The 22,010-nt window shown below is 41.6% G+C and carries 18 protein-coding genes, 4 tRNA genes and 1 riboswitch; of the genes, 6 read left to right on the top strand and 16 right to left on the bottom strand.

Annotation, left to right across the window (positions count from 1 at the left end; translation table 11 throughout):
- Positions 1-3 precede the first annotated feature (3 nt).
- Genes ACM1ND_RS06915 through cysE form a run of 4 tightly spaced genes read right to left on the bottom strand, consistent with a single transcriptional unit; the run spans position 4 to position 8,126 of the window.
- A complete protein-coding gene (locus tag ACM1ND_RS06915) occupies positions 4-3,279 on the bottom strand; it encodes a non-ribosomal peptide synthetase (protein WP_418027376.1) in 3,276 nt (1,091 codons plus the stop codon).
- A 26-nt stretch (positions 3,280-3,305) separates the two neighbouring features.
- The gene (locus ACM1ND_RS06910) at positions 3,306-6,485 is read right to left on the bottom strand and encodes an amino acid adenylation domain-containing protein (RefSeq protein ID WP_418027374.1); all 3,180 of its coding nucleotides are present in this window, start codon (positions 6,483-6,485) and stop codon (positions 3,306-3,308) included.
- 37 nt (positions 6,486-6,522) lie between these two features.
- Entirely contained in the window at positions 6,523-7,533 is a 1,011-nt protein-coding gene (locus ACM1ND_RS06905) for a SagB/ThcOx family dehydrogenase (RefSeq protein WP_418027372.1), read from the bottom strand.
- Positions 7,534-7,553: 20 nt separating this feature from the next.
- Positions 7,554-8,126 carry a serine O-acetyltransferase gene (gene cysE / locus ACM1ND_RS06900; RefSeq protein ID WP_220027309.1) on the bottom strand — a complete coding sequence of 191 codons (573 nt, stop codon included), beginning with the start codon at positions 8,124-8,126 and terminating at the stop codon, positions 7,554-7,556.
- A gap of 514 nt (positions 8,127-8,640) precedes the next feature.
- Between cysE and ACM1ND_RS06895 the strand changes: the two genes are divergently transcribed.
- Complete coding sequence (locus ACM1ND_RS06895; RefSeq protein WP_071639948.1) at positions 8,641-9,183, top strand: PadR family transcriptional regulator; 543 nt, start codon at positions 8,641-8,643, stop codon at positions 9,181-9,183.
- 13 nt (positions 9,184-9,196) lie between these two features.
- The gene (locus ACM1ND_RS06890) at positions 9,197-10,405 is read left to right on the top strand and encodes an MFS transporter (RefSeq protein WP_071639947.1); all 1,209 of its coding nucleotides are present in this window, start codon (positions 9,197-9,199) and stop codon (positions 10,403-10,405) included.
- Between the two features lie 133 nt (positions 10,406-10,538).
- Here ACM1ND_RS06890 and kdpC read toward each other — a convergent pair whose 3' ends face one another.
- From kdpC to ACM1ND_RS06865, 5 genes are all read right to left on the bottom strand, one after another.
- Positions 10,539-11,270 (bottom strand): potassium-transporting ATPase subunit KdpC, encoded by a 732-nt coding sequence (gene kdpC / locus ACM1ND_RS06885; RefSeq protein ID WP_418027369.1) that lies wholly within the window; start codon positions 11,268-11,270, stop codon positions 10,539-10,541.
- A gap of 19 nt (positions 11,271-11,289) precedes the next feature.
- Positions 11,290-13,320: a potassium-transporting ATPase subunit KdpB gene (gene kdpB, locus ACM1ND_RS06880; protein ID WP_069080983.1), complete on the bottom strand. Its 2,031-nt coding sequence runs from the start codon at positions 13,318-13,320 to the stop codon at positions 11,290-11,292.
- Positions 13,321-13,357: 37 nt separating this feature from the next.
- Positions 13,358-15,034, bottom strand: a complete 1,677-nt coding sequence (gene kdpA / locus ACM1ND_RS06875) for a potassium-transporting ATPase subunit KdpA (protein ID WP_068939857.1) — start codon at positions 15,032-15,034, stop codon at positions 13,358-13,360.
- Between the two features lie 151 nt (positions 15,035-15,185).
- A complete protein-coding gene (locus tag ACM1ND_RS06870) occupies positions 15,186-15,263 on the bottom strand; it encodes a potassium-transporting ATPase subunit F (RefSeq protein WP_071559652.1) in 78 nt (25 codons plus the stop codon).
- 183 nt (positions 15,264-15,446) lie between these two features.
- Complete coding sequence (locus tag ACM1ND_RS06865; RefSeq protein WP_023987603.1) at positions 15,447-15,842, bottom strand: hypothetical protein; 396 nt, start codon at positions 15,840-15,842, stop codon at positions 15,447-15,449.
- Between the two features lie 115 nt (positions 15,843-15,957).
- A riboswitch (cyclic di-AMP (ydaO/yuaA leader) is annotated at positions 15,958-16,130 on the bottom strand.
- Positions 16,131-16,596: 466 nt separating this feature from the next.
- Here ACM1ND_RS06865 and ACM1ND_RS06860 point away from each other — a divergent pair.
- Positions 16,597-17,082: a glutathione peroxidase gene (locus ACM1ND_RS06860; RefSeq protein ID WP_023987602.1), complete on the top strand. Its 486-nt coding sequence runs from the start codon at positions 16,597-16,599 to the stop codon at positions 17,080-17,082.
- Between the two features lie 146 nt (positions 17,083-17,228).
- Here ACM1ND_RS06860 and ACM1ND_RS06855 read toward each other — a convergent pair.
- Positions 17,229-17,311, bottom strand: a tRNA-Leu gene (locus ACM1ND_RS06855).
- A gap of 268 nt (positions 17,312-17,579) precedes the next feature.
- Here ACM1ND_RS06855 and ACM1ND_RS06850 point away from each other — a divergent pair.
- Positions 17,580-18,317 carry an urease accessory protein UreF gene (locus ACM1ND_RS06850; RefSeq protein WP_028543043.1) on the top strand — a complete coding sequence of 246 codons (738 nt, stop codon included), beginning with the start codon at positions 17,580-17,582 and terminating at the stop codon, positions 18,315-18,317.
- Between the two features lie 296 nt (positions 18,318-18,613).
- Positions 18,614-18,862, top strand: a complete 249-nt coding sequence (locus ACM1ND_RS06845; protein ID WP_013309254.1) for a hypothetical protein — start codon at positions 18,614-18,616, stop codon at positions 18,860-18,862.
- Positions 18,863-18,958: 96 nt separating this feature from the next.
- Here the strand turns inward: ACM1ND_RS06845 and ACM1ND_RS06840 are convergent, their stop codons facing one another.
- From ACM1ND_RS06840 to ACM1ND_RS06815, 6 genes are all read right to left on the bottom strand, one after another.
- On the bottom strand, positions 18,959-19,342 hold the full coding sequence (locus ACM1ND_RS06840; RefSeq protein WP_013309253.1) for a helix-turn-helix domain-containing protein: 384 nt from the start codon (positions 19,340-19,342) through the stop codon (positions 18,959-18,961).
- A gap of 94 nt (positions 19,343-19,436) precedes the next feature.
- Positions 19,437-19,811 (bottom strand): helix-turn-helix domain-containing protein, encoded by a 375-nt coding sequence (locus ACM1ND_RS06835; RefSeq protein WP_069079636.1) that lies wholly within the window; start codon positions 19,809-19,811, stop codon positions 19,437-19,439.
- A gap of 185 nt (positions 19,812-19,996) precedes the next feature.
- Positions 19,997-20,452 carry a MarR family winged helix-turn-helix transcriptional regulator gene (locus ACM1ND_RS06830; RefSeq protein ID WP_023987598.1) on the bottom strand — a complete coding sequence of 152 codons (456 nt, stop codon included), beginning with the start codon at positions 20,450-20,452 and terminating at the stop codon, positions 19,997-19,999.
- A 163-nt stretch (positions 20,453-20,615) separates the two neighbouring features.
- Positions 20,616-20,698 (bottom strand) — tRNA-Leu (locus tag ACM1ND_RS06825).
- Between the two features lie 15 nt (positions 20,699-20,713).
- Positions 20,714-20,789: transfer RNA gene (locus tag ACM1ND_RS06820), tRNA-Lys, on the bottom strand.
- A gap of 86 nt (positions 20,790-20,875) precedes the next feature.
- Positions 20,876-20,947 (bottom strand) — tRNA-Glu (locus ACM1ND_RS06815).
- A gap of 244 nt (positions 20,948-21,191) precedes the next feature.
- Here ACM1ND_RS06815 and ACM1ND_RS06810 point away from each other — a divergent pair.
- On the top strand, positions 21,192-21,953 hold the full coding sequence (locus tag ACM1ND_RS06810) for a DeoR/GlpR family DNA-binding transcription regulator (RefSeq protein ID WP_068939853.1): 762 nt from the start codon (positions 21,192-21,194) through the stop codon (positions 21,951-21,953).
- The last annotated feature ends 57 nt before the right edge of the window (positions 21,954-22,010 follow it).

Here is a 22,010-nt window from a genome sequence, read left to right as displayed (position 1 = left end):
CTGTTAATTGATCTTAGAATTCAACTCTATTTGAAGTTCGTGCAGATCACTTGCAGAAATCCCTAATTCGTCATAGCCATTTTGAATCGCAGCAGCATTCACAGACTGCATCTGCTTCGATTGTCCTTTTATAATAAAGGTACTTAAGTCTGCTACACTTGGATGCTGAAATATATCTTTGGTAGTTACTTTAATATCTTTCGCTCGGAGTTGCGCTGAAATTTGAATAGCTTTTATTGAATCCCCTCCCAATGCATAAAAGTCTTCGACCACGCTTACGTTCCCAATGCCCAACACCGTTTCCCATACGTGAGCCACCGTCTCTTCAGTGCTGTTTCTTGGAAGTATAGCTTGATCCTGAAAGAGCTGACTTGTATCGGGCATTGTAAGTTTCTTATGATCCACTTTGCCATTTGCGTTTAGAGGTAGCTTCTTAACTTGTACAAAAAAGGCAGGGATCATGTAGTTCGGCAGTCTTTCAGCAACCCAATGCCTGATTTTTTCGGTATTCATTTCTTGATCTGCAGCAAAATACGCACATAAGCGCTTATCCCCTTGTTTATCTGACTGCTCCATGATGAATACTTCTTTTACAGCTTGATTTTCAAGAATACACTTTTCAATTTCACCCAATTCAATTCGGAATCCCCTAATCTTTACTTGATGGTCATTACGCCCCAGAAATTCAATTTCTCCGTTTGCAAGCCGTCGTCCTAAGTCACCTGACTTATATAATCGTTTTTCGTACAGATAGAAAAATTTCTCTTGAGTTAATGGGTCATTGTTAAGATATCCTCGTGCGAGACCTTCTCCAGCAATGCACAGTTCCCCAATTGCCCCAATCGGCTGTTGATGATTTTCCCCATTAAGAACAAGCACCTCCGTATTCTTAATGGGTCGCCCGATCGGAATTGTATACATATCCTCATTAACTTCTTGAATTTCATGATACATCGCATAAACCGTACTTTCTGTCGGGCCATATACATGAATAATTTTATCTTTCCCCATTAACTGAAATGCTTTTTTTACATGTGCTACTGATGCTCGCTCGCCACCAAAAAGCACCTTTCTTACATTGGTCAAGCAATGAATTTCAAGGTCAACGAGTGTGTTAAACAGAGCAGTTGTCACAAAAAAAACGGAGACATTCTCTTTTAAAATTAACTGAGCTAACTCAGATGCATTAAGCATTGTCTCTTTGTCTACTAAAACAAGTCTTGCTCCATTCAAAAGACTCCCAAATATATCAAAAACAGAACCATCAAAAGCAAAGTTAGACAATTGAAGAATAGTGTCTTGTGGTGCAATTTGTACATAATCCGAGCCCTTCACAATTCTCATCACATTGATATTTTCAATCATGATCCCTTTAGGTATACCGGTCGAACCGGAAGTATACATCACATAAGCCAAATGGTTAGCCTCTGATATGCGTAGTGGATTACTCTTATCACGATCATTTGTTTGTTCCAGTACGTCCTCAAGAACTAAAATCTGACGTCTTGCGGAACCCTCCAGTTGTTCCATTAGCTTTGTAATTAAAGAAAGATTCGATTGCGAAACTACAATGATTGATAAGTTAGCATCCTGTACAATAACCTTTAATCGCTCGATTGTATTTTCCGGATCAAGAGGTGTATAGCCTGCATTTGATTTCAAGATGCCTAGTATCCCACTGATCATCTCTGGTGAACGCTCTGTAAGTAATCCAATTAGTTGATTAGGTTGAACACCCATATCTTGTAAAACGTAGGCAAGCTTGTTGGCTTGCTTATTTAACTCTCCATAAGATATATGTGTTTCTCTACATGTAAGGGCCGTTGCAAGTGGCGAAACTTCAACTTGCCTTTCAAATAAATCTGCAAGTGTTTCTTTTCCGTTACTCTCCATAATCTTTGCACTATTCAATGCAATAATTTCGGTCTCCTCTTCAGCACTCAAAATACAAATATCTTTCAAGTAAACGGAAGGCTCACTACAAATTTTCATTGCAACATTATACATATGATTTGCCATTCTTCTCACTGTATCTTCAGAATAAATATTGGAATTATAGATAAACGTTATATTTGTTTCATCACCCGGAAGCACTGTAATACTTAAGTCATAATTAGTATGTTCTATAACATCAACATCCTTAATGTTTACATTTACTTCAGATAACATATGTTTCCATGTGGAACTTAAAGGCGTATTATCAAACATATAAATATGATTAAACAAGCTTTGTCCAATCGACTGATTTTGAATCTGTGATAGTGACAAATGCTCGTAGGGCTGGGAATTTAAATTTAGATGATGAATTTGCTGCATTAGTGAAACAAAAGTTAGGTCCCCCGCTGATTGTACACGTACAGGAACTGTATTAATAAACAATCCTATCATTTGCTCAACTGCTGATATTTCCGGGGGCCTTCCTGCTACAACAGAACCAAATACAACATCGTTACTATTATTATATTTTTGTAGCACCATCCCCCACAGACTCTGATAGACTGCGTTTAATGTGACTTGATTGTTTCGGGCCAACTCTTTTAAAAATTCGGACAGCGGATGCTCCAATTGAATAGAATATTTACCCAAGCTATAATCTTGAATAGATTTTTTTCCATTACTATGTGTTTGACCTAGCAGGACAGAGCATTCTTCAAATCCGTTTAAATAGTCTTTCCAGTATTTAAGTGCACTTTCTTGGTCTTGTTTTTCCAACCATTCTATATACTGACTATAAGAATGCTCCATATAAGTGAATTTGCTTTGTCCTTCAACTAGAGAAGTATAGATCTCAAATAATTCGCAAAGGAGTAAATCTGAACACCATCCATCCATTAGAATATGATGAAAAGTGAGTACACAAATATATTCCCTAGGGCTTGTTTGCAGCATCGATAGCCTAATGAGCGGATCTCTCGTCAAGTTGAATCCTCGCTGACGATCCTTTTCTAAATATTGCTGAATCCACCGTTTTTCATCCAGACTTGATATATCAGCTCTGCTTTCAAAAACAAATTGAAGAGGCCTTTCCGTTAGCACTACCTGAAGTGGTTGTTTGACTTTTTCCAATAAAAAAGTTGTTCTTAATACATTGTGCCGTTGGATGAGTGTCGAAAAACTTTGCCGCATAAGTTCAACATTAAGATGACCTTCCATAGTTAGGATCAGCTGTACTACATAAGTGTTAGGCTCAGCATCTGATAGAGAATGATATAATATGCCTTCTTGCATAGGTGACAACGCATATATATCCTGAATTTGTTCTTTCGAAAACGGATTCATTCTATTCACCCGCCTAATCTAGTGGTTTAGATATTTAACGAATTGAGAAGCACATCATAAATCATATTTAAATCCTCTTCTTTTAAATTTTTCAATGTAAAATCACTTGGAGTACGCACCTGCTCCTTTTTGTCTATGCAATGCTGAATAATCCTGATAAGCTGCTTTTCATATCCTTCCGCCAAATGTTGGATTTCTTGTACACTAATTCGTGCACTATCATAGCCGATAGAAAGATGCAATTGATCTCCCTCGATATATCCTGTTATTTCAAGTGCATAACACAGTTCATTATTAGGACTGATATTCCCTAATCCCTCAGGTCCAAAGGAAGCTGCACTACTGTAAGGAGAGAGTTGGAAATATGGAGAATTCGAGATTTGGTCAAGTTGACCTAAATAATTAAAATTAATTTCTGGCTCAATAGAAAATATTAAAGGTGCTCTCAGACGTTCCGGGCTAAGATATTTTAGTACCTCATAGTCCAATCCTTTATTTGGAATAGTTCTAAGATTCTCTTTGGTTTTTGTAATCCACTCAGACAAATCGTCAGGATCATGCATGCATAGAAGTACGGGGCACTGAGATGTAAACCAACCGACTGTACGAGTAATATTCATATCAGGTAAAATATCAGTACGACCGTGGGATTCCATATTGATTACAATCTGCCTGATTTCAAGCCAATCATGCAAAGCCATTCCTAAAGCAGATATCAAAACGTCATTTATATCGGTGTTATACGCATGATGAGCTTGACCAAGAAGCCATTTTGTATTTTCTTTTGATAGAGCAAATTTTAAATTACGTTTGTTCCTTTGTGTTGACCTCTGTACTAGTTCTCTCTTCCACAGTATCGATTCCTGATTAACTCTTGCTTCAAAATCCAGCCAATAGGGAATTTGTTTTACTACCTCCTCACTACATGAATAATTTTCTAATGCCTCAGCCCATCTTTGAAATGAATCTGTCTTCTCCTGTAGTACAACCTGTCTCCCCTCAATAAGTTGCTCATAGGACTTTGTCAAATCTTCGATTAATATACGCAGTGAAATTCCGTCCATCACTAAATGATGTATGGACAGCAACAAATGATCTCCTACCTTGGATCTGAACAACTCTAAATGTACTAATGGACCTCTTTCTAGATTTTTACTCCCTTGAATCTCCGAGATTTGGTTGATAATAAATTGTTCTTCATCCTCATGCGGCACGTTGAGTATATTGAAGCTGAATACTTCAGGATTCATGTCCATGTTCATCTGCTTTAGAATGCCACCCTCCATTTGGTAAGTCATTCTAAGCGCATCGTGATGCTCAACCAACGTTTTCAAAACATTGAACAAAACCTCTGGTTCATAACGTGCTGGATTATAAAACAGAACAGATTGATTCCAATGATGTTTATCAGTTAACTTTTTTAAAAAAAACCAATGCTGAATAGGGGTAAAGGGGACATTCCCCAAAACTTTACCTTGGTCACCTTTACGGAGAATCTGTTGAATGGACTGACCAAATTGTGCAATAGTAGGTTGTTTTAAAAGATGATGGCTACTGAGCTTTAGATTATGAGAGTTCAACTTTGCAGATAATTGAATGGCTTTAATTGAATCACCACCCAAATCATAAAAGTTATCATTTATGCCCACCTGGCCTACACCAAGAACCTCACTCATTAGTAAGCATAAAAGTTTCTCTAAATCAGTGCGAGGCTGCTGATGATTAAGTTGCCCCGATAAATCCCTAGTTGGACTGGGAAGAGCTTTTCGATCCACTTTTCCATTAATGGTCATAGGAAGTTCAGATAAATAAACAAAATAGGTTGGTATCATATAAATCGGCAATTCTTGCTTGATAAACTGACGCAGCTCAGTTGTGTTTATCGCATTTCGAGCTACATAATACGCGCACAACTGCAACTGATCCTGCTCGCCCTGAATAGTCTGCACCACTACTTCTGTGATTTCCTTGTGTTTAAGAAGGATGACTTCAATTTCTTCCAATTCAATTCGATGCCCACGTATTTTTACTTGCTGATCCGTTCTTCCGTGATACTCCAAATTTCCATCAGAAAGCATCCGTACTAAATCTCCGGTTCTATATATTGTTGTTTCTGGAATTGTTGGATGTTGGATGAATTTTTGTTTTGTAAGCTCTGGACGATTCAAATAGCCTCTTGCTAGCCCACACCCGCTTATGAAAAGTTCTCCAATTTCTCCACAATCAACAGGCTTCAGTTGCTCATCAAGAATATAAAAACTCGTATTCGGCAATGACAAGCCTATAGGAACCGAATTACCTTCAAAAAATGCTGAAGGAGCCACCCATAAAGAAGCGCATATGCTCGCTTCGGTGGGTCCATATGCATTCACATAAGTTGTATACGGAATCCATTGATTTACCAAATTACCGGATGATGACGATCCTGCTGTTATCATCAACCTTAAATTCGTAATACGCGAAGCCTCCAAATAAACAGCATAGCTTGGAGGCAATGTTAGTACAGTAATCATATTTTCTAAAACATAGGACTCAAAATCGAGGGTCTGATGTATTATTTCCTGAGGAATAATATATAAGGTTGCCCCATTAAAAAGTGCCATAAAAATTTCCCAAACAGAGGCATCGAAAGAAAAGCTGGCGAACTGACCAATTCGATCTTTTGAAGTAATATGGAATTTATTTGCCCAAATTGACTGTAAATTTTCAATTCCCTTATGTTCTAATAAGGTTCCTTTAGGCTGCCCTGTTGAACCTGATGTATAGATTAGATAGGCGAGATCGCTTGAGCAAATATTCCGCTCCAAATTGTTGGTCGAACAATTTGAATACAGCTGTTCAGTCACTGTTAATTTACTTAGTCCCGGATGATTAGGAGATTTTAAGTGCTGTTGTGTAAGTAGCAACTTCACATTGCTGTCACTCAGCATGAATTCAACTCTCTCCTCAGGGTACCCTGGATCAAGTGCCAAATAAGCTCCTCCAGATTTAAGGACTGCTAATACTGCAATGATCATATCGACGGATCGTTCCATCATAATTCCGACAATACAACCAGTACTAACATTGTGCTCAACCAATATTTCAGCTAATTGATTGGACTTTTCATTTAATTGTCGATAAGTTAGGTATTTTTCACAACTGACAACAGCGAGACGATCTGAATTAGCTACTACTTGTTTTTCAAATAGACTGTGGATAGTCATATTGTTTTTCCTCCCTGCCGAGATTCCATCGTTCTATTTACTTGAGCCCAACTTCAATGGAATGCAGCATAACCTGACTGGAATTTAGTTTGAAATATTTTTTAATTTTACGGAAATTCATATCACCAATAGAACACAACCCCACCTGCTCCAGCTCAGCTACTTGGGTCAACAGTTGCACCATAATTCCACAGTCAATAGCGGCATACAAATAGCCCATTCCACCATATTTCGGCATTGTAACCTTGCTGTTATAAACCATAAATACAGAAAAAGCCGATGTGCTAAATATTTCTTGATTTTGGGCATAATGCGCTTCCTGTGTGATAACACAGGCGCTGCTTACCATTTGAAGCATATTACGTACAGGATTATAGTAATATAAACCAGCCTTCACCTTTTCTATCCGGGCATCTTTTACATAAATGAATATATCAATTGGATATAGGCCGCCATCGGTTGCATAGAAATAGCGAATCTCCCGATCGGTTATAGTCTGTTTAAAAACAGAGATTAGCTTTGAAAATGTTTTAAATGGAAGTTTACGGTTTATATCAAAATTACGAAAAGATCTACGATTTACAATTTCTTCTGGAAAAGAAACATCCTCTAAGGGAAGATCGTACTCCATAACATTCGAAAATGTGCGTTCAAGCTTTTTTTGTTTGAAGCGATTGTATCGTTCCGGATCGATGAAAGTGTCTTCGTGGTGAGGGTTGTGTACGAGATAATTATGTGGATAAAGAAGCTCTTGAGGGGATAATATAGAACTTACTAATATACGTTCATTAATTAGATGTTTAATAAAATCAACAAGAAATTCCTGATTTAAATGAGAATAATGCTCGATAAGAGATTCCAGCTTTATGCCTTTTTGCGTTATGTAGTACAATTCAGGAAATAGTTCAAGTGCTATACCAGAGAATACTGAATGCTCAATTTCAACGGCGTCCTCTGTTTTACACCAACGAACGGATGGAGACCAGAAATAATCAGCTTCATCCTGGATTAATTTAGACAATTGAACAGGGATTTGCTTATGCATCATAGTTCCTCCTCTAAATATGATCATTTAAAATATCTGACCACTGACTTAATATGCTGGTTGTTTTTTATGATTGAATATCCGTTCCATTTCACTATGCCTGCCGAAACACCAACAACGGTACAATTAGCGGGAACATTTTTTAATACTACTGCACCTGCTCCTATTTTTGAGTAATCGCCAATTTTGATAGGGCCCAACACTTTGGCCCCAGCACCTATGACAACCCAGTTTCCAATAGTAGGGTGCCTTTTCCCCACATCTTTCCCAGTGCCTCCTAAAGTAACATTCTGGTATATTGTCACATTGTTCCCTATTACAGCGGTTTCACCTATTACAACTCCAATACCATGATCTATAAAAATCCCATCCCCCATCTTCGCACCTGGATGTATATCGATTCCCGTAAAAAAACGGCCCCAATTAGATAATATTCGTGCAAACAAATACAAATGAACCTCAAAAAGTAAATGGGATAAACGATAGACTATCAAAGCATGAAAACCTGGATAACATAATACTATTTCAATCCAACTATGTGCTGCTGGATCCATTTCTCTAATAAAGCGGATATCCTTGATCACCTTGCTTAACATTTCGGATCACTCCCCTTGCAGAAAGTACCTTTCCGATGTAAATGTAAGCATCATTATAAACTGCTCATATGTTCCCTCCTTTCTAATAGAAAACATTAATAACTATACATTTTTTAAAAAACATAAAATACTAAATATTTAGTATGTTTCACAAGAAATATTCTACCTCCATATTTTCGTAAAGTAAATATGAATTTAATGTTTTCCAGGTTAAATTTATATTCGCAAACTATTATAAATTCATCAGACTTTATCAGTAAAAAACTATCCTATAATAAAGGGATTATTTGGACCGCTTATCTAACTCCGATGTTGAGGCCAACCATAGTGTCTCCAAGGCCAAAGCCGATTAATTTCGTTAGTATGGCTCTCCTTTTGATGAGGTACAGTGAGGAATGTATGTAGGGAATAAACCTTTACATCATTGGATTGTAATGATATAATCCGACTATAATCCTTTACTAAATATTTAGTATAAAACATTTAGCAATAAAGTTATGGAGGAGATGTCATCTTGAGTACGACACGTGTAATGGTTCTTGGGCTCTTGTTACAATATGGAGCAATGTCAGGATATGAAATACAGCAGAAAATGCAATCAGCACAAACGGATAAATGGGCTTATGTGCAACCAGCTTCCATATATCATGCCTTAAAAAAAATGGATTCAGAAGGAATTGTACAGTTAGAAACGTTAGAACAGACAGGGAACCGGTCCAAAGCTATATATGCTATCACGAAGGCAGGAAAAAATGAGTTTAGTCGGCTTTTAATCGAATCATTTAAAGAATCTTCTGTTGTGTTTCCAACAGCACTGTACACAGCTTTAACTTTTATGGATGAGGCTGGGCTCCATGAAATTGAAGAAGCTTTAAGTTTTCAGCAGCAAGCCATCGAAAAAATCTATAAGGAAATGAAACTAGGGCAAGAACAAAAAGCTGAAATTATGGATATCCCCGTAAACGTCATGTTAATTTTCAGAAATATTTATGATCAATGCGAGCTTCAATTAAAATTTGTTAAACAAATTAAAGAGGAAATCAGAAGAAATTTATGAGGAGGATGTAATAATGAAACTGAGTAAAGGAGCACAAAATAAGCAAAAAGCTGCACTAATTGTTGTCGGATTAGCTGTATTCATTGATATGTTAATCTATGGATTAGTCGTTCCCATTTTGCCAAGATATGCAGATTCTCTGGGCGCAACTCAAACTGAAATCGGATTTTTATTCAGCAGTTATGCAATCGCATTATTTATAGCTACACCTGTTTTTGGCCTATTAACAGATCGGATTGGGAGAAAGACACCTCTATTATGGGGGTTAATTGGACTCATAGCCTCCACTTTAATGTTTGCCATAGCCCACACGTTCTGGCTGCTTGTAGTGGCACGCGCTTTTCAGGGAATTGCAGCCGCAATGACCTGGACAGCAGGACTCGCTCTCTTGGCTGATCTATACCCTTCTGAAGAACGTGGTAAAGCCATGGGCTTGGCATTATCCGGTCAAGCCGCCGGAACCCTTCTTGGACCGACAATTGGCGGTTGGTTGTATCAATGGGGAAGTTACCAGCTTCCTTTTTACTTTGCCATCTCCTTGGCCGTCATCGATGCTGTACTTCGACTAATTCTCCTGCATGATATTCCGGAAGCGAAAAATGAAAAGTATATTTCCCCTTTCTCGTTCATGAAAAATAAAGATTTGCTTTTGGTTATTGGAGTGGTGATTATCGGCGCATCCATCCCAAGCGTACTTGAGCCAACATTACCGTTACACCTACAGCACAATTTTAGCGCTAACCCAGGAATTATTGGATTATTATTTGCTATTCCCACGCTTGCTTATGGCCTGGCAACACCTTTTATAGGACAGTTTTCTAGTAAAATCGGCTATAAAAATGGAATTCTCCTCGGTCTACTTATGGTATCCATTGCACTTCCTCTGACTGTACTTCCAGCAATATTATCGCTTCAAGCTGTTATTTTAGCTGTTTTAGGAGTTAGCATGGGTATGGTCCTTGCTCCCTGCTTACCTCAACTTGCTGATATCTCTCAACGAAGTGGAATTCATTCTTATGGAATTACTTTTGCACTCTATAACACGGCATACTCAATTGGCCTAATGATCGGCCCTATTTTGAGCAGTACTCTCACGGATCTAATGAATATTAAGTTCTCTTATTTAATCATAGGCATTATTGTATTTATATACATGTTCGTACTCGCTTCAGCCTTAAAGAAAGCCAAAAATTCATCGAGCAATGTAAAGCTAAGTAAATAAGTGAACAAGAATTCATATCCTCATAAGGAATAAAACATTTTCTTGTATATTTTTCTATTTTAGAGCATTCCAATTCCTGAAAAAAAGGTATCCCTCAAGCTTATCGCTCAGGAATACCTTTTTTTTGATCCATCTATGGCTTGGCAGGCTGCTCTACCTTCATTTGCGCCTCAAGCGCGAGATTCAGCTTGAGCACGTTCACACGTGGCTCGCCGAACACCCCTGCGCTGCGGCCTTCTGTCTGCTCCTGCACCAGTGCTCTCAGTCGATCCTGCGGGATACCCGTCAAGCCACTAATGCGCGGAATTTGCACCCGTGCCGCCTGTGGCGAGATGTGCGGGTCCAGACCGGAGCCGGAGTTCGTAATCAGGTCCACCGGAACCTGACTAACGGGTACATCCGGGTTATGCTTCTGCCAATCCGCAATAGAGTCCTTGACTCGCTGTATCAAGGCTGGATTCGATGGCGCGTAGTTACTTGAGCCTGAACCAGCCCCATTGTAATCAACGCTCGATACCCGACCTTGAAAAAACGCCGAATCGGCAAAGGACTGCCCAATCAGTTCGGAGCCGACCACCCGCCCCTCCGCGTCACGAAGCATACTGCCGTTTGCTTGCTGTGGAAACAGAACCTGCGCTACTCCTGTACTGACTAGCGGATATGCCAAACCGCATAAGAGAATCATCAGCACCGAAGTTCGCAAAGCCACTCCAATAACTGTACTTCCTCGCATCTCTTGTCTCTCCGGTTGTCCTTCCGACACTGTCCCGGTCCCTGTACGTTTGTTATGACCTTGCCCGCCAGATTCGGCTTTTTCGTGCGCAGCAAATCTGCGTCCAGACATCATCCGATAAAAACCACTCATGTCGCTCACCCTTTCTGCGCTAAATCCACAAATGCACCAACAAATCAATGGCCTTAATGCCAACAAACGGTACGACCATACCGCCCAGACCGTAAATCAGCAAATTCCGTCCCAGCAGGCGATCCGAGCTCATCGGCTTATACTTCACGCCCTTCATGGCCAGCGGAATCAGAAGCGGAATAATAACCGCGTTAAAGATCAGCGCCGACAAAATAGCGGACAGCGGGGAGCCAAGCCCCATGACGTTCAAAGCGCCCATTTGTGGAATGGCCAGCATGAACATCGCCGGGATGATGGCAAAATATTTGGCAACATCGTTCGCAATGCTGAACGTTGTCAATGCTCCACGCGTCATAAGCAGCTGCTTGCCGATCGCGACCACCTCAATAATTTTAGACGGGTCGGAATCCAAGTCCACCATATTAGCCGCTTCTTTGGCCGCGACTGTGCCGCTATTCATGGCAAGACCGACATCCGCTTGCGCCAGCGCAGGTGCATCATTGGTGCCGTCTCCGGTCATAGCAACCAGCTTACCCTGTTCCTGCTCACGTCGGATAACCGCTATTTTGTCCTCCGGCTTGCTCTCAGCTACAAAGTCGTCCACACCCGCTTCTCGTGCAATTGTAGCTGCTGTCAGTGGATTATCTCCGGTACACATGATCGTACGGATACCCATTTCCCGGAGCTGATCAAACCGTTCCTTCATGCCTGGCTTCACTGTATCCTTCAGATAAATAATGCCGTATATCTGATCATCCAGCGCGACTGCCAGCGGTGTACCTCCTTCAGAGGCTACCTGATTCGCTTTTTCCTCCAGATCAGCTGGAACACTGCCGTTTTGCGAGACGATCCATTGCCGAACAGAATCCACCGCGCCTTTGCGTACCTTTCGTCCATCGGCCAGATCCAGACCACTCATCCGGGTCTCCGCCTTGAATTCGATAAAGGTTCCACCTGCTGCCAAGGATGCATCCAGCGTATGCTCCTGTTTACGCATCAATTCGAGAACCGAGCGACCCTCTGGCGTCTCATCCTTCATAGAGCTAATCGCTGCCCACTTCACTAACTTTGCCTTCTCCACGCCCTCTACAGGCACGAATTCACTCGCCATTCGGTTCCCGAAGGTGATTGTACCTGTTTTATCCAAAATCATCGTGTTGATATCCCCAGAAGCTTCTACCGCCTTGCCTGACATGGCCAGCACGTTAAACTGGGTGACCCGGTCCATACCGGCAATCCCGATGGCTGACAGCAGTCCTCCAATCGTGGTTGGAATCAGACAGACTAGCAACGAAATCAGCACAGGAACAGGCAAATCAATGTTAAAATGACGGGCAATCGGCGCTAGCGTAACCACTACAATTAGAAAAATAATCGTTAAGCTAATCAGCAAAGTGTTCAGTGCAATCTCATTCGGCGTTTTTTGCCGCTGTGCGCCTTCCACGAGCGAAATCATTTTATCAATAAATGTCTCGCCCGGCTCTGTCGTAATCCGCACCTTAATCCGGTCACTGACCACTCGCGTCCCGCCGGTTACCGAGCAAAAATCACCACCCGATTCCTTGATGACCGGAGCCGATTCGCCCGTAATTGCAGATTCATCCACCGAAGCCAGACCTTCAATGACCTCACCATCGCTTGGGATCATTTCGCCCTGGGAGACAATAACCACGTCCCCCTTACGCAATTCGGTTGAGCTAACCACCTGAATGTCATTTCCGATGAGCTTGTTAGCTTGCGTATCCTGCTTGGATTTTTTTAAAGAGGCAGCTTGTGCCTTACCCCGCCCCTCCGCGAGCGCTTCGGCAAAATTAGCAAAAAGCAACGTAAACAACAGAATAACAAACACGGCCAGGTTAAAGCCCATTTCCTTGCCAGTTCCAAAATAACCGGGAAGCAGTAACATTAGCAGCACGACCAATGTACCGATCTCCACGACGAACATGACAGGATTCTTCATCATAATCATCGGATTTAATTTTATAAAGCTATCCTTGATCGCATGCTTCAAGATGCTTCTGTCCAGCATGTGTTTGCGTTGTTCCTTCATGATCAAACACCCCGTTCATCCATTCTCATTTTCTTCTTCACATGGTCAAAAATTCAGCAACAGGTCCCAATACGATGACGGGTAAAAAGGTCAACGCACCAATCAGCAGCACGACCCCGATCAGAATGGCTCCAAATAACTTGTTGTCCGTACGCAGTGTCCCCGTCGTCACCGGAGTCGGTGCTTTGGCATTCAATGAAGCCGCCACAGCCAACAATGCAATCATAGATACATATCGTCCGAAGAACATAACCAGCCCTGTTGTCATGTTCCAGAATACGTTGTTATCCGAAAGACCTTCAAATCCCGAACCGTTATTTGCAGCAGATGACGCATATTCATAGAGCACCTGAGTCAACCCGTGATAGCCAGGGTTAGTGACCGCGTCGTATCCCCAATGACTCATAAACGCAAGCGCAGTTGGGGCGAGAATGAGAAACGGATGTACCAAAATGGCAATCGCGATCAGCTTCATTTCCTTGCCTTCAATTTTCCTTCCCATAAATTCCGGAGTTCTCCCGACCATCAGTCCGCATATAAACACACCCAGAATCGCATACATCAGCATATTCATCAGCCCGACACCCTTGCCGCCAAAAATGACGTTTAGCATCATTTCTCCCAAAGCAGCCATGCCACCCAGTGGGGTTAGTGTATCATGCATATTATTGACCGAACCTGTCGTTGCCGCTGTTGTGACCGCAGTGAATAAAGCCGATTGTCCAATGCCGAAACGAACCTCTTTCCCTTCCATGCTTCCTTGAGAAGCATCCACACCCAGTGTCTGGATTAACGGGTTACCTGTCTTTTCAGACACGTACGTAATAGATAGAAAAATAAGAAACAATACCATCATGGAGCTAAAAATAATCCAGCCCTGCTTACGATTACGGGCAAACAGTCCAAAGGTATACGGCAACGAAGCCGGCATTACCCACATTGCCAAAATTTCCAGCACGTTCGTCCAAGGACTTGGATTTTCAAAAGGATGCGCAGAGTTAGCTCCCGCATAACCGCCTCCATTCGTCCCCAAATGCTTGATGGACTCCAGAGAAGCAATGGGCCCCATAGAAATCTGCTGCTGTGTTCCGCTCAGCGTCGTAAGATCCGCCGTAGGCTGTAGCGTCTGTGGTACCTTCAATCCAACCAGCACCAGCGTAAGCACAAAGGCCAGCGGCAGGAAAATCCTTATAATGGCTTTAATAAAATCTTGAAAGAAATTGCCCATCCCTTCACCGCGCCGCGTCAATCCTCTCATAAAAGCCGCAGCAACCGCAAAACCGGAAGCAGCCGAAGTGAACATCATCATCGTGACGAACGCCATCTGTGTCAGATACGTAAGCCCGCTTTCTCCGCTATAATGTTGGAGATTCGTATTCGTCATAAAGCTGATTACCGTATTAAAAGCTAGTGATGCTTCCATATTACTGTTTCCAGCCGGATTACCGGGAAGCATTCCCTGTAAACGCAACAGCAAGTAGCTGATCGCCACAAGCACGACATTCGTTGCAATGAAACTCATAACATACGTAGTCCAACGCATGCTCTCCAGCTTCTTCAATCCTACTATCTTATAAATCAGCTTTTCTGTTCCGCCAAAAATCCGATCCGTCCGATTGGGTTCATTCGAGAATACATGATACATATAGGTGCCCACTGGCTTTACCAAGAGCAGCAATATGACGATCACAATTCCAATTTGAAGCAGCTCCATCCTTTATTCCTCCTTCAAAATGCTCCTGCGTTTGGAACAACAGACCTGCTTCCAGAGCACCAAACGTGTGCACACGTTTGCGAAAACCTGCTACCTATGATGCTTAATATTCAGATCTGTTGTTCCCGCCCGCTCTATCCCCTATAGCTGATTAGAACTTTTCAGGGTTCAGGAGTGCGTAGATTAAATACATAAACACAATAGCCGTAAGTCCAAGTATAACGATCATCCTCTTCGTCCTCCTTTAGAGGTCTGCGCATCACACCAGCGTACAAACAGCAGTATCACTCCATAACTCACAGCCATGACGAGCAGCATGTATATATCCATCATGTTTATACCCTCCGTATCGGTCCTCAGATCGCCATTCTTATTTGATCATAAAATCATAAAACAACTATGTTATAAGTGCTTATCCGTTCAGCAGAAAACCCACCTCTCCGTTCAATGTGTAGATCACATGATCCGCTCCCAATCCCCGATAAATTCCTTGTGGATTACAGCCGTGCGTAATAACATAGATCGATTCCGATGTTAGCGGCCGACATATTTGCAGGAAACGGCACGTCAGATTCAAGCTGTTCTCGAACAAATACACACTACCAATTTCTTTTTTTGGAAAATTCCATTTTCCTGCTTGCATGGTATTGATGCGGACAATGTGCTCCACACCCATTTTTTTGAGCTGTCGTTCCTCCTGGGCGCTATTCGTGAGAACTGCAAACGCCAATTTTTTGAAAATAAGCAATTTCACAAAACTTCTGCCCGCTTCATTCGGTGCAGTGACAATAATTAACCGACCTTCCATCAGTAGCTCCTCTCCCGGTATAAAAAGACAACAAAAAGAAGCCGAAGGAAAAAGGCTTTCCTCCGGCTTCTTACATATCCATGATAAAATAAACCATGGCTGCACACGGCGGTTTGTTGCCTCTCCCTGTACGCTTACGAGGTTAGCTGTCGGATTCGGACGTGAGAGTCGCCCTATTTCTGGCACTTGACCTGAAAATTCACCCCATGAGACACACGGCTTCCGAAGCCGTACAATCTCGATTGGTTCCCCCGCTTTTGCAACTGCAAAATTCAGCGCTATAGACATTTCGTTGTTGCTTCATTCAAGTTAATTTGAAATTACGTCTTGAATCATACACCCGCGCATGGAAGACTGTAAAGCTCAACTGCGGGGTTATAAATCGGCCTTTAGAGCCTAGGATATTAATAATAGCGCTTACAATGCAACTATGCTTCTCACAGCTCCTTCAATCTCTGTTTTTCATCCCTTTTCGAAAATGACAAGCATGTCAATATTGGCGTAGGGTAGGGCGTTTTTGGCCTTTTTTTGTAAAAAGAGAAGAAAATACGCTATATGTACCAGCTAAACACCGATTGAACCCGCTTTTATAAGAAGAAACACCTTAATTCGCTCCATTTGCGGTGCGATTTACTGTTTTGAACAAAATACGATTTTACAGCGGCTAAAGGCTTGATACAGCTTTTCAAAACTTGCAACCTCGATTTTAATTGCTTACAATTTAATTGCTGAATATTGAATAAGGAGAGATACTATGACCGTTTATGAATATGATGCGCACACCCTGCAAGGGAAACAAATTCCGTTATCCACATATGAAGGGAACGTTCTGCTTATCGTGAACACTGCCAGCAAATGTGGGTTAACCCCCCAATACAAAGCGCTACAAGAGCTATATGACCAGTACCATGAACAGGGGCTCGAAATTTTGGGATTTCCCAGCAACCAATTTGCCAAACAAGAGCCAGGTTCCAGCGAGGAGATTTCCGAGTTTTGCCAGATCAATTATGGTGTTACCTTTCCGATGTTCGCCAAGACAGATGTCAATGGCGATCAAGCGCACCCCTTATTTCGTTACCTGACCCAAACTGCTCCGGGGGTATTAGGGTCCAAAGCGATCAAATGGAATTTTACTAAATTCTTAATTACACGAGAAGGTAACGTATTTAAGCGCTATGCACCGCAAACCACTCCAGATAAGCTGGCGGGAGATATAGAGAAGCTTTTGCAGCAAAACTGACATCCTTCTTTATCACAGTTAATAAATGACCTATTGTCTACCGTTGCTTCTGTGGCTAAAGGATATAACGAAAAATGCTTAACAAAAAAAGCATCCCTTCACGTAAACCGTGTCAGGATGCTTTTTTAACTGAGTCTTGCATATAATGCGGTCGAGAGGACTCGAACCTCCACGGGCGTACGCCCACTACCCCCTCAAGATAGCGTGTCTGCCATTCCACCACGACCGCAAATCATAATGTAATGAGGCAACAGATTTATTATACTCTCTCTTCAACTATTTGTAAACAAAAATATAATAATTATTTTATATGTTATTTTAACTAACATGTATGAGCGATAAGAATATTTGATTTGACACAAAAGCTATTTAAATGTAAATATATATTACATATATTTCGAATATTTTTCGTTATCCCCAAGTAAAAAGTAAAATAACATAACATGACATAAGGATTCACTTCGAGGAGGCGAACCACCTTGCATAAAGGCAACCGCTTGCTGAACTATGCATTATTGTTGGACCCTTCCCTACCTGTTGGTGGCTTTACCCGTTTTAACGGACTGGAGAAACTATCGCGTAACGGACATTTGAACAGTCTACAAGACCTGGAACATTACATGCTGGATGATTTGTATCCTCAATTTACAACCGTTGACGGCATGGCTATCAAAAGTCTGTATGTCGCCATCCAGCAGAATGACAGTTGGCGGATCGCCCTCATTGATAAGATGCTGCATACCCAACGTCCCTCCTGGCAGCATGTGAAGGAGTTTCGTCTATCCGGTCAGCGTCTGCTCAAGCTCGCTAAGGCTCTTTATCCTTGGCTTGAATTTGACCAGTTGGAATCTATACTCATTCAATACAATGCGATTGGCACACTCGCTACCGTTCACACCTGGATTAACTTCCTCCTCGGAAACGATGTAGAACAGACCGTTCACGGCTATCTTAGCGCAGCGGTGTCCTTCTGTGTGGAAGATGCCTTCAAACTACTCAATCCTCCTTATGAGGAAAAGAACCCTCTTATGGAGCGTATGACAAGCGAGCTCCTCTCTGCCTGGAAGAAGCTTAACCAACCTGAGCCAACTGCATCTCAGCGTCGCTTTCTTCACAGACATTGGTCCAGCTCCTACATCACTCTACCTCTTTATATGAGCCATAATAACCAATTGGATGAACCTAGACTGTTTTCCTCCTCAGGTCTATTCAAACGCCTTCCAGCATCCCCCTGATGCGTCGTTTCGCCAATGTGGTCACAACACCAAAAACACTCTGTCCCTTTCCTCAGGTGGCAGAGTGTTTTTTATCCACATATAATCGCAATTCACACCATTAGCAGACTCTAGACGGATTATCAGAACCACCTAGCACTTAATTAAGTAATTAATTCAACAAAATGACGCATTTACGATTGTAAAAACACGTATAAAAGTGTATCATAGTGTTAGATGGTTAATTCTAACATGTTTACTGATGATTATTATAACACACCAATTATTCCGCAAGAATCCGTAAGGGGCGATTTCTCTTGAATAACAAAATGCCTGTCACCTCCTTCGGGTGGGCCATCAAACAACGGCTTGTCGAACTTCGACTGGATCAGAAAACATTTTGTGAGACACACAATATTCCGCCTTCACGCTTGTCCAATCTGATTCACGGCACCCGCAAAGCACAAAGGTACAGAAAACAAGTTGCTGCAATTCTGAACATCGACGATAATGACTATAAGGAGGCACCGCACTCTAAACCTAACAAGCATTCCAGTTACATATAGGTCATTCCATATCACCAAGAAACCAAATAGACCCGTAAAGCGAACCCCACTCGTTCGTTTACGGGTCTTCAACCCAGACGATCTTTAGCCAAAAAATTATTCCGGCTTTGTTTTATCCTTCTCACTTTTTTGCTTACGGTATTTTGCAAATTCAACATATTCTAAAATAAAATTCTGTTCTTCCGTCTCAAGATCTTCTGCCTGGCAATTCAGTGGCCCCATCACTCCAAAAAAATAAGCAGCCTTCTGCTCCTGAAGTACGCCTTCTCCTGGCTTAATCCCTTTCATTAACCAATCGAGCGATACATTAAAAAAGTCCGAAATCTGAATCAAATGGGTGGTACCCGGCGTTGTTTTACCCCTTCTCCAATCACCGAGATTCCCTGAACTGATTTTAAGTTTTTCACAAAATGCCTTCTTGGTCATTCCGCGATCCTTAATCAAAGCTTCAATCCGCTGATAAATAGTTTGATCTCCCAAAATGTTTCCCCTCCGACACAGTAACTTTTTCTGAAATAATTTTCATTTTTCAAGCCTTACTCATTAGTAATCCTCATCAAATCCTAAGCAACCATTACCTCATAGTAGAATTGCGCTGGTTTTTCTCTTTACGAAAGCGGGTAAATTCAATATACTCAAGTATAAAATTTCTTTCCGCCTCACTAAGCGGTTCCCCCTGGCAATTCAGTTGCCCTGAAGCGCCAAAAAAATAAGGGTCTTGCGACTCCTTTAGCACCTCACCCTGTACATCTCGACCCAGCATGATCCAATCCAGACTGGCATCAAAAAACGAAGCAATTTCAATGAGTTTATTCGTGCCCGGCGTCGTTTTTCCTCTTTTCCAATCCCCGAAGTTCCCTGTACTAATGCCTAACTGCTGGCAGAACGCCTTTTTCGTCATTCCCCGTTCCTTGATGAGTTCCTCAATGCGATGGTAAATAGATTGCATAGAAGTTCCTTCCTCCCTAGCAGGCTCTCAAATAACGATATCATGTTCTCTGTTCCCATTTCAAAGATCACGTATGCTAAAATTACCGAATTATGTATGTTGGTTTCCATTATACCACAACACGCAACAAAAACCGCCTGTTTTCCGAAGAAAGGGCGGTCTTTAAGCCAGTTCACTTACGCCAATCACGTAGCAGAGTTGTCGATTTTAAGTAAGATATGCTTCAATTCATTCAAAGTTTCACTCAGATGCAATAAATCTTCTTCTGGCAAATACACCAGTCTTTCTTGAATTTTATTGGAGAAGGTATGAAATACCTGTTCACAAAAAGCATCGCCTTCCTGTGTAATCGCCACATTCACGACTCTGCGATCCGAATCACACGATTGGCGGTCAGCCAACCCATGCTCCACCAACTTATCCAGAAGAGGAGTCATGTTTGGACGTGAGACATTAAGTTGTTTGGACAAATCGGATACTGTAGACGAACGCACTTCACGCAGAAGCATGAGCACTTGAAAGTTATTAGGCGACAAGTGTAATGGGAAATCGAGCGGACCGTAGGTGAAAAATTTCTTCTTCACAATCGGAAACAAGCCCAAAATATTTTCTGATATATTTCCTAACAGTTGAGTGTCCATATTTTTCACCGTCACTTCATAAGTTTATACTTATCATTCTATAACATTATGGCATTATATTATACTATGGAATCATTATTTCATCATAATCATTACTTTATTACATCACTACACAAATAAAAAAAGCCTCTACCGCGAGAGACTTTTCCGTTTATTCCATTGATGCGGTCGAGAGGACTCGAACCTCCACGAGCGTACGCTCACTACCCCCTCAAGATAGCGTGTCTGCCATTCCACCACGACCGCATAACAAAATATAAATGGTGAGCCATGAAGGACTCGAACCTTCGACACCCTGATTAAAAGTCAGGTGCTCTACCAACTGAGCTAATGGCTCATGCTGTTCATCCAAGCTGTCCGCCATTAGACCAGACCTCAGGAATTTCCCTTAAGCATGCAACATGTAGTCTATAAAGACAACAATGACCCGTAGGGGATTCGAACCCCTGTTACCTCCGTGAAAGGGAGGTGTCTTAACCCCTTGACCAACGGGCCTTATTATTATACGCCAACTTGGCGACAAGAAAGAGTATACCAAATAGAATAACGGATGGCAATACTTATTTCTAAAATTTTTAAAAAAGCAGTTTTTATAAGTACAAAATTCGCATTCACTTACAATGCCTTATCTAAAATCACTAAAATCCTGAAAATAGCGATAAACGATTGCAATATCACTTGAATTTACTTATAATCACTTACGAGATACCGAAATAATTATATATTAGAGGAGCTTTTTATGTATCAGGAAGAACGAATGTTAAAAATCGTTGATTACTTACAGCTTCATAAGCGTATTTCGGTGGATGATATTTGTGAATTTTTTAATGTTTCACGAGATACGGCCCGTCGAGACCTCGTAAAACTTGAAGAGCATCAAAAAATTATTCGCACCCGCGGCGGCGCTCTTCTACCTACACTTCATCACGATCCAATTGGAAATTATAATGAAAGACTACTTACTGTATCCGAGGAGAAACAAGTGATCGGACAACTGGCTGCCAGCATGGTACGAGATAAGGATCGTATTATATTGGATTCCTCTACCACCGTACAGGCGTGTGCAGAAAGACTGAATGTGCAGGAATGTTCGGTCATCACCAATTCAATCAATCAGGCTGACGTGCTATCTGGAAAAGACGGTGTCTCCATACATCTGTTGGGAGGCCGCCTGCAAAAAGAACACCGATATGTATATGGCTCCTCCGTGATCGCCACTTTGTCTCACTATTTTGTAGACAAAGCCTTTATCGGGATTGGTGGTATATCAGCCCACGGACTAAGCCTGATTCATGAAGAAGACGGTATGTTGAAGCATCAAATGATGAAACAGGCAGATCAGGTGATCGTCCTTGCAGACCATTCGAAATTCGGAATCAATTTTCCATATCGTTTTGCCGATCTGTCTGAAGTTAATATCGTGATCACCGACAGATTGCCAGAACCAGCGATGCTGGAAATTTTGCAACATTATGATGTGGAAGTTGTTGTACCCTCATAAAATACGAAACCGATTAGCTAGAACTCAAGACTTATCACAGAGATATCGAAAGACAGG

This window comes from Paenibacillus sp. JJ1722, assembly GCF_048282685.1.
Classification (GTDB): Bacteria; Bacillota; Bacilli; order Paenibacillales; family Paenibacillaceae; genus Paenibacillus; species Paenibacillus polymyxa_B.
The sequence above is the reverse complement of the archived record's forward strand: the minus strand, read 5'-3'. Positions and strand labels throughout refer to the sequence as shown.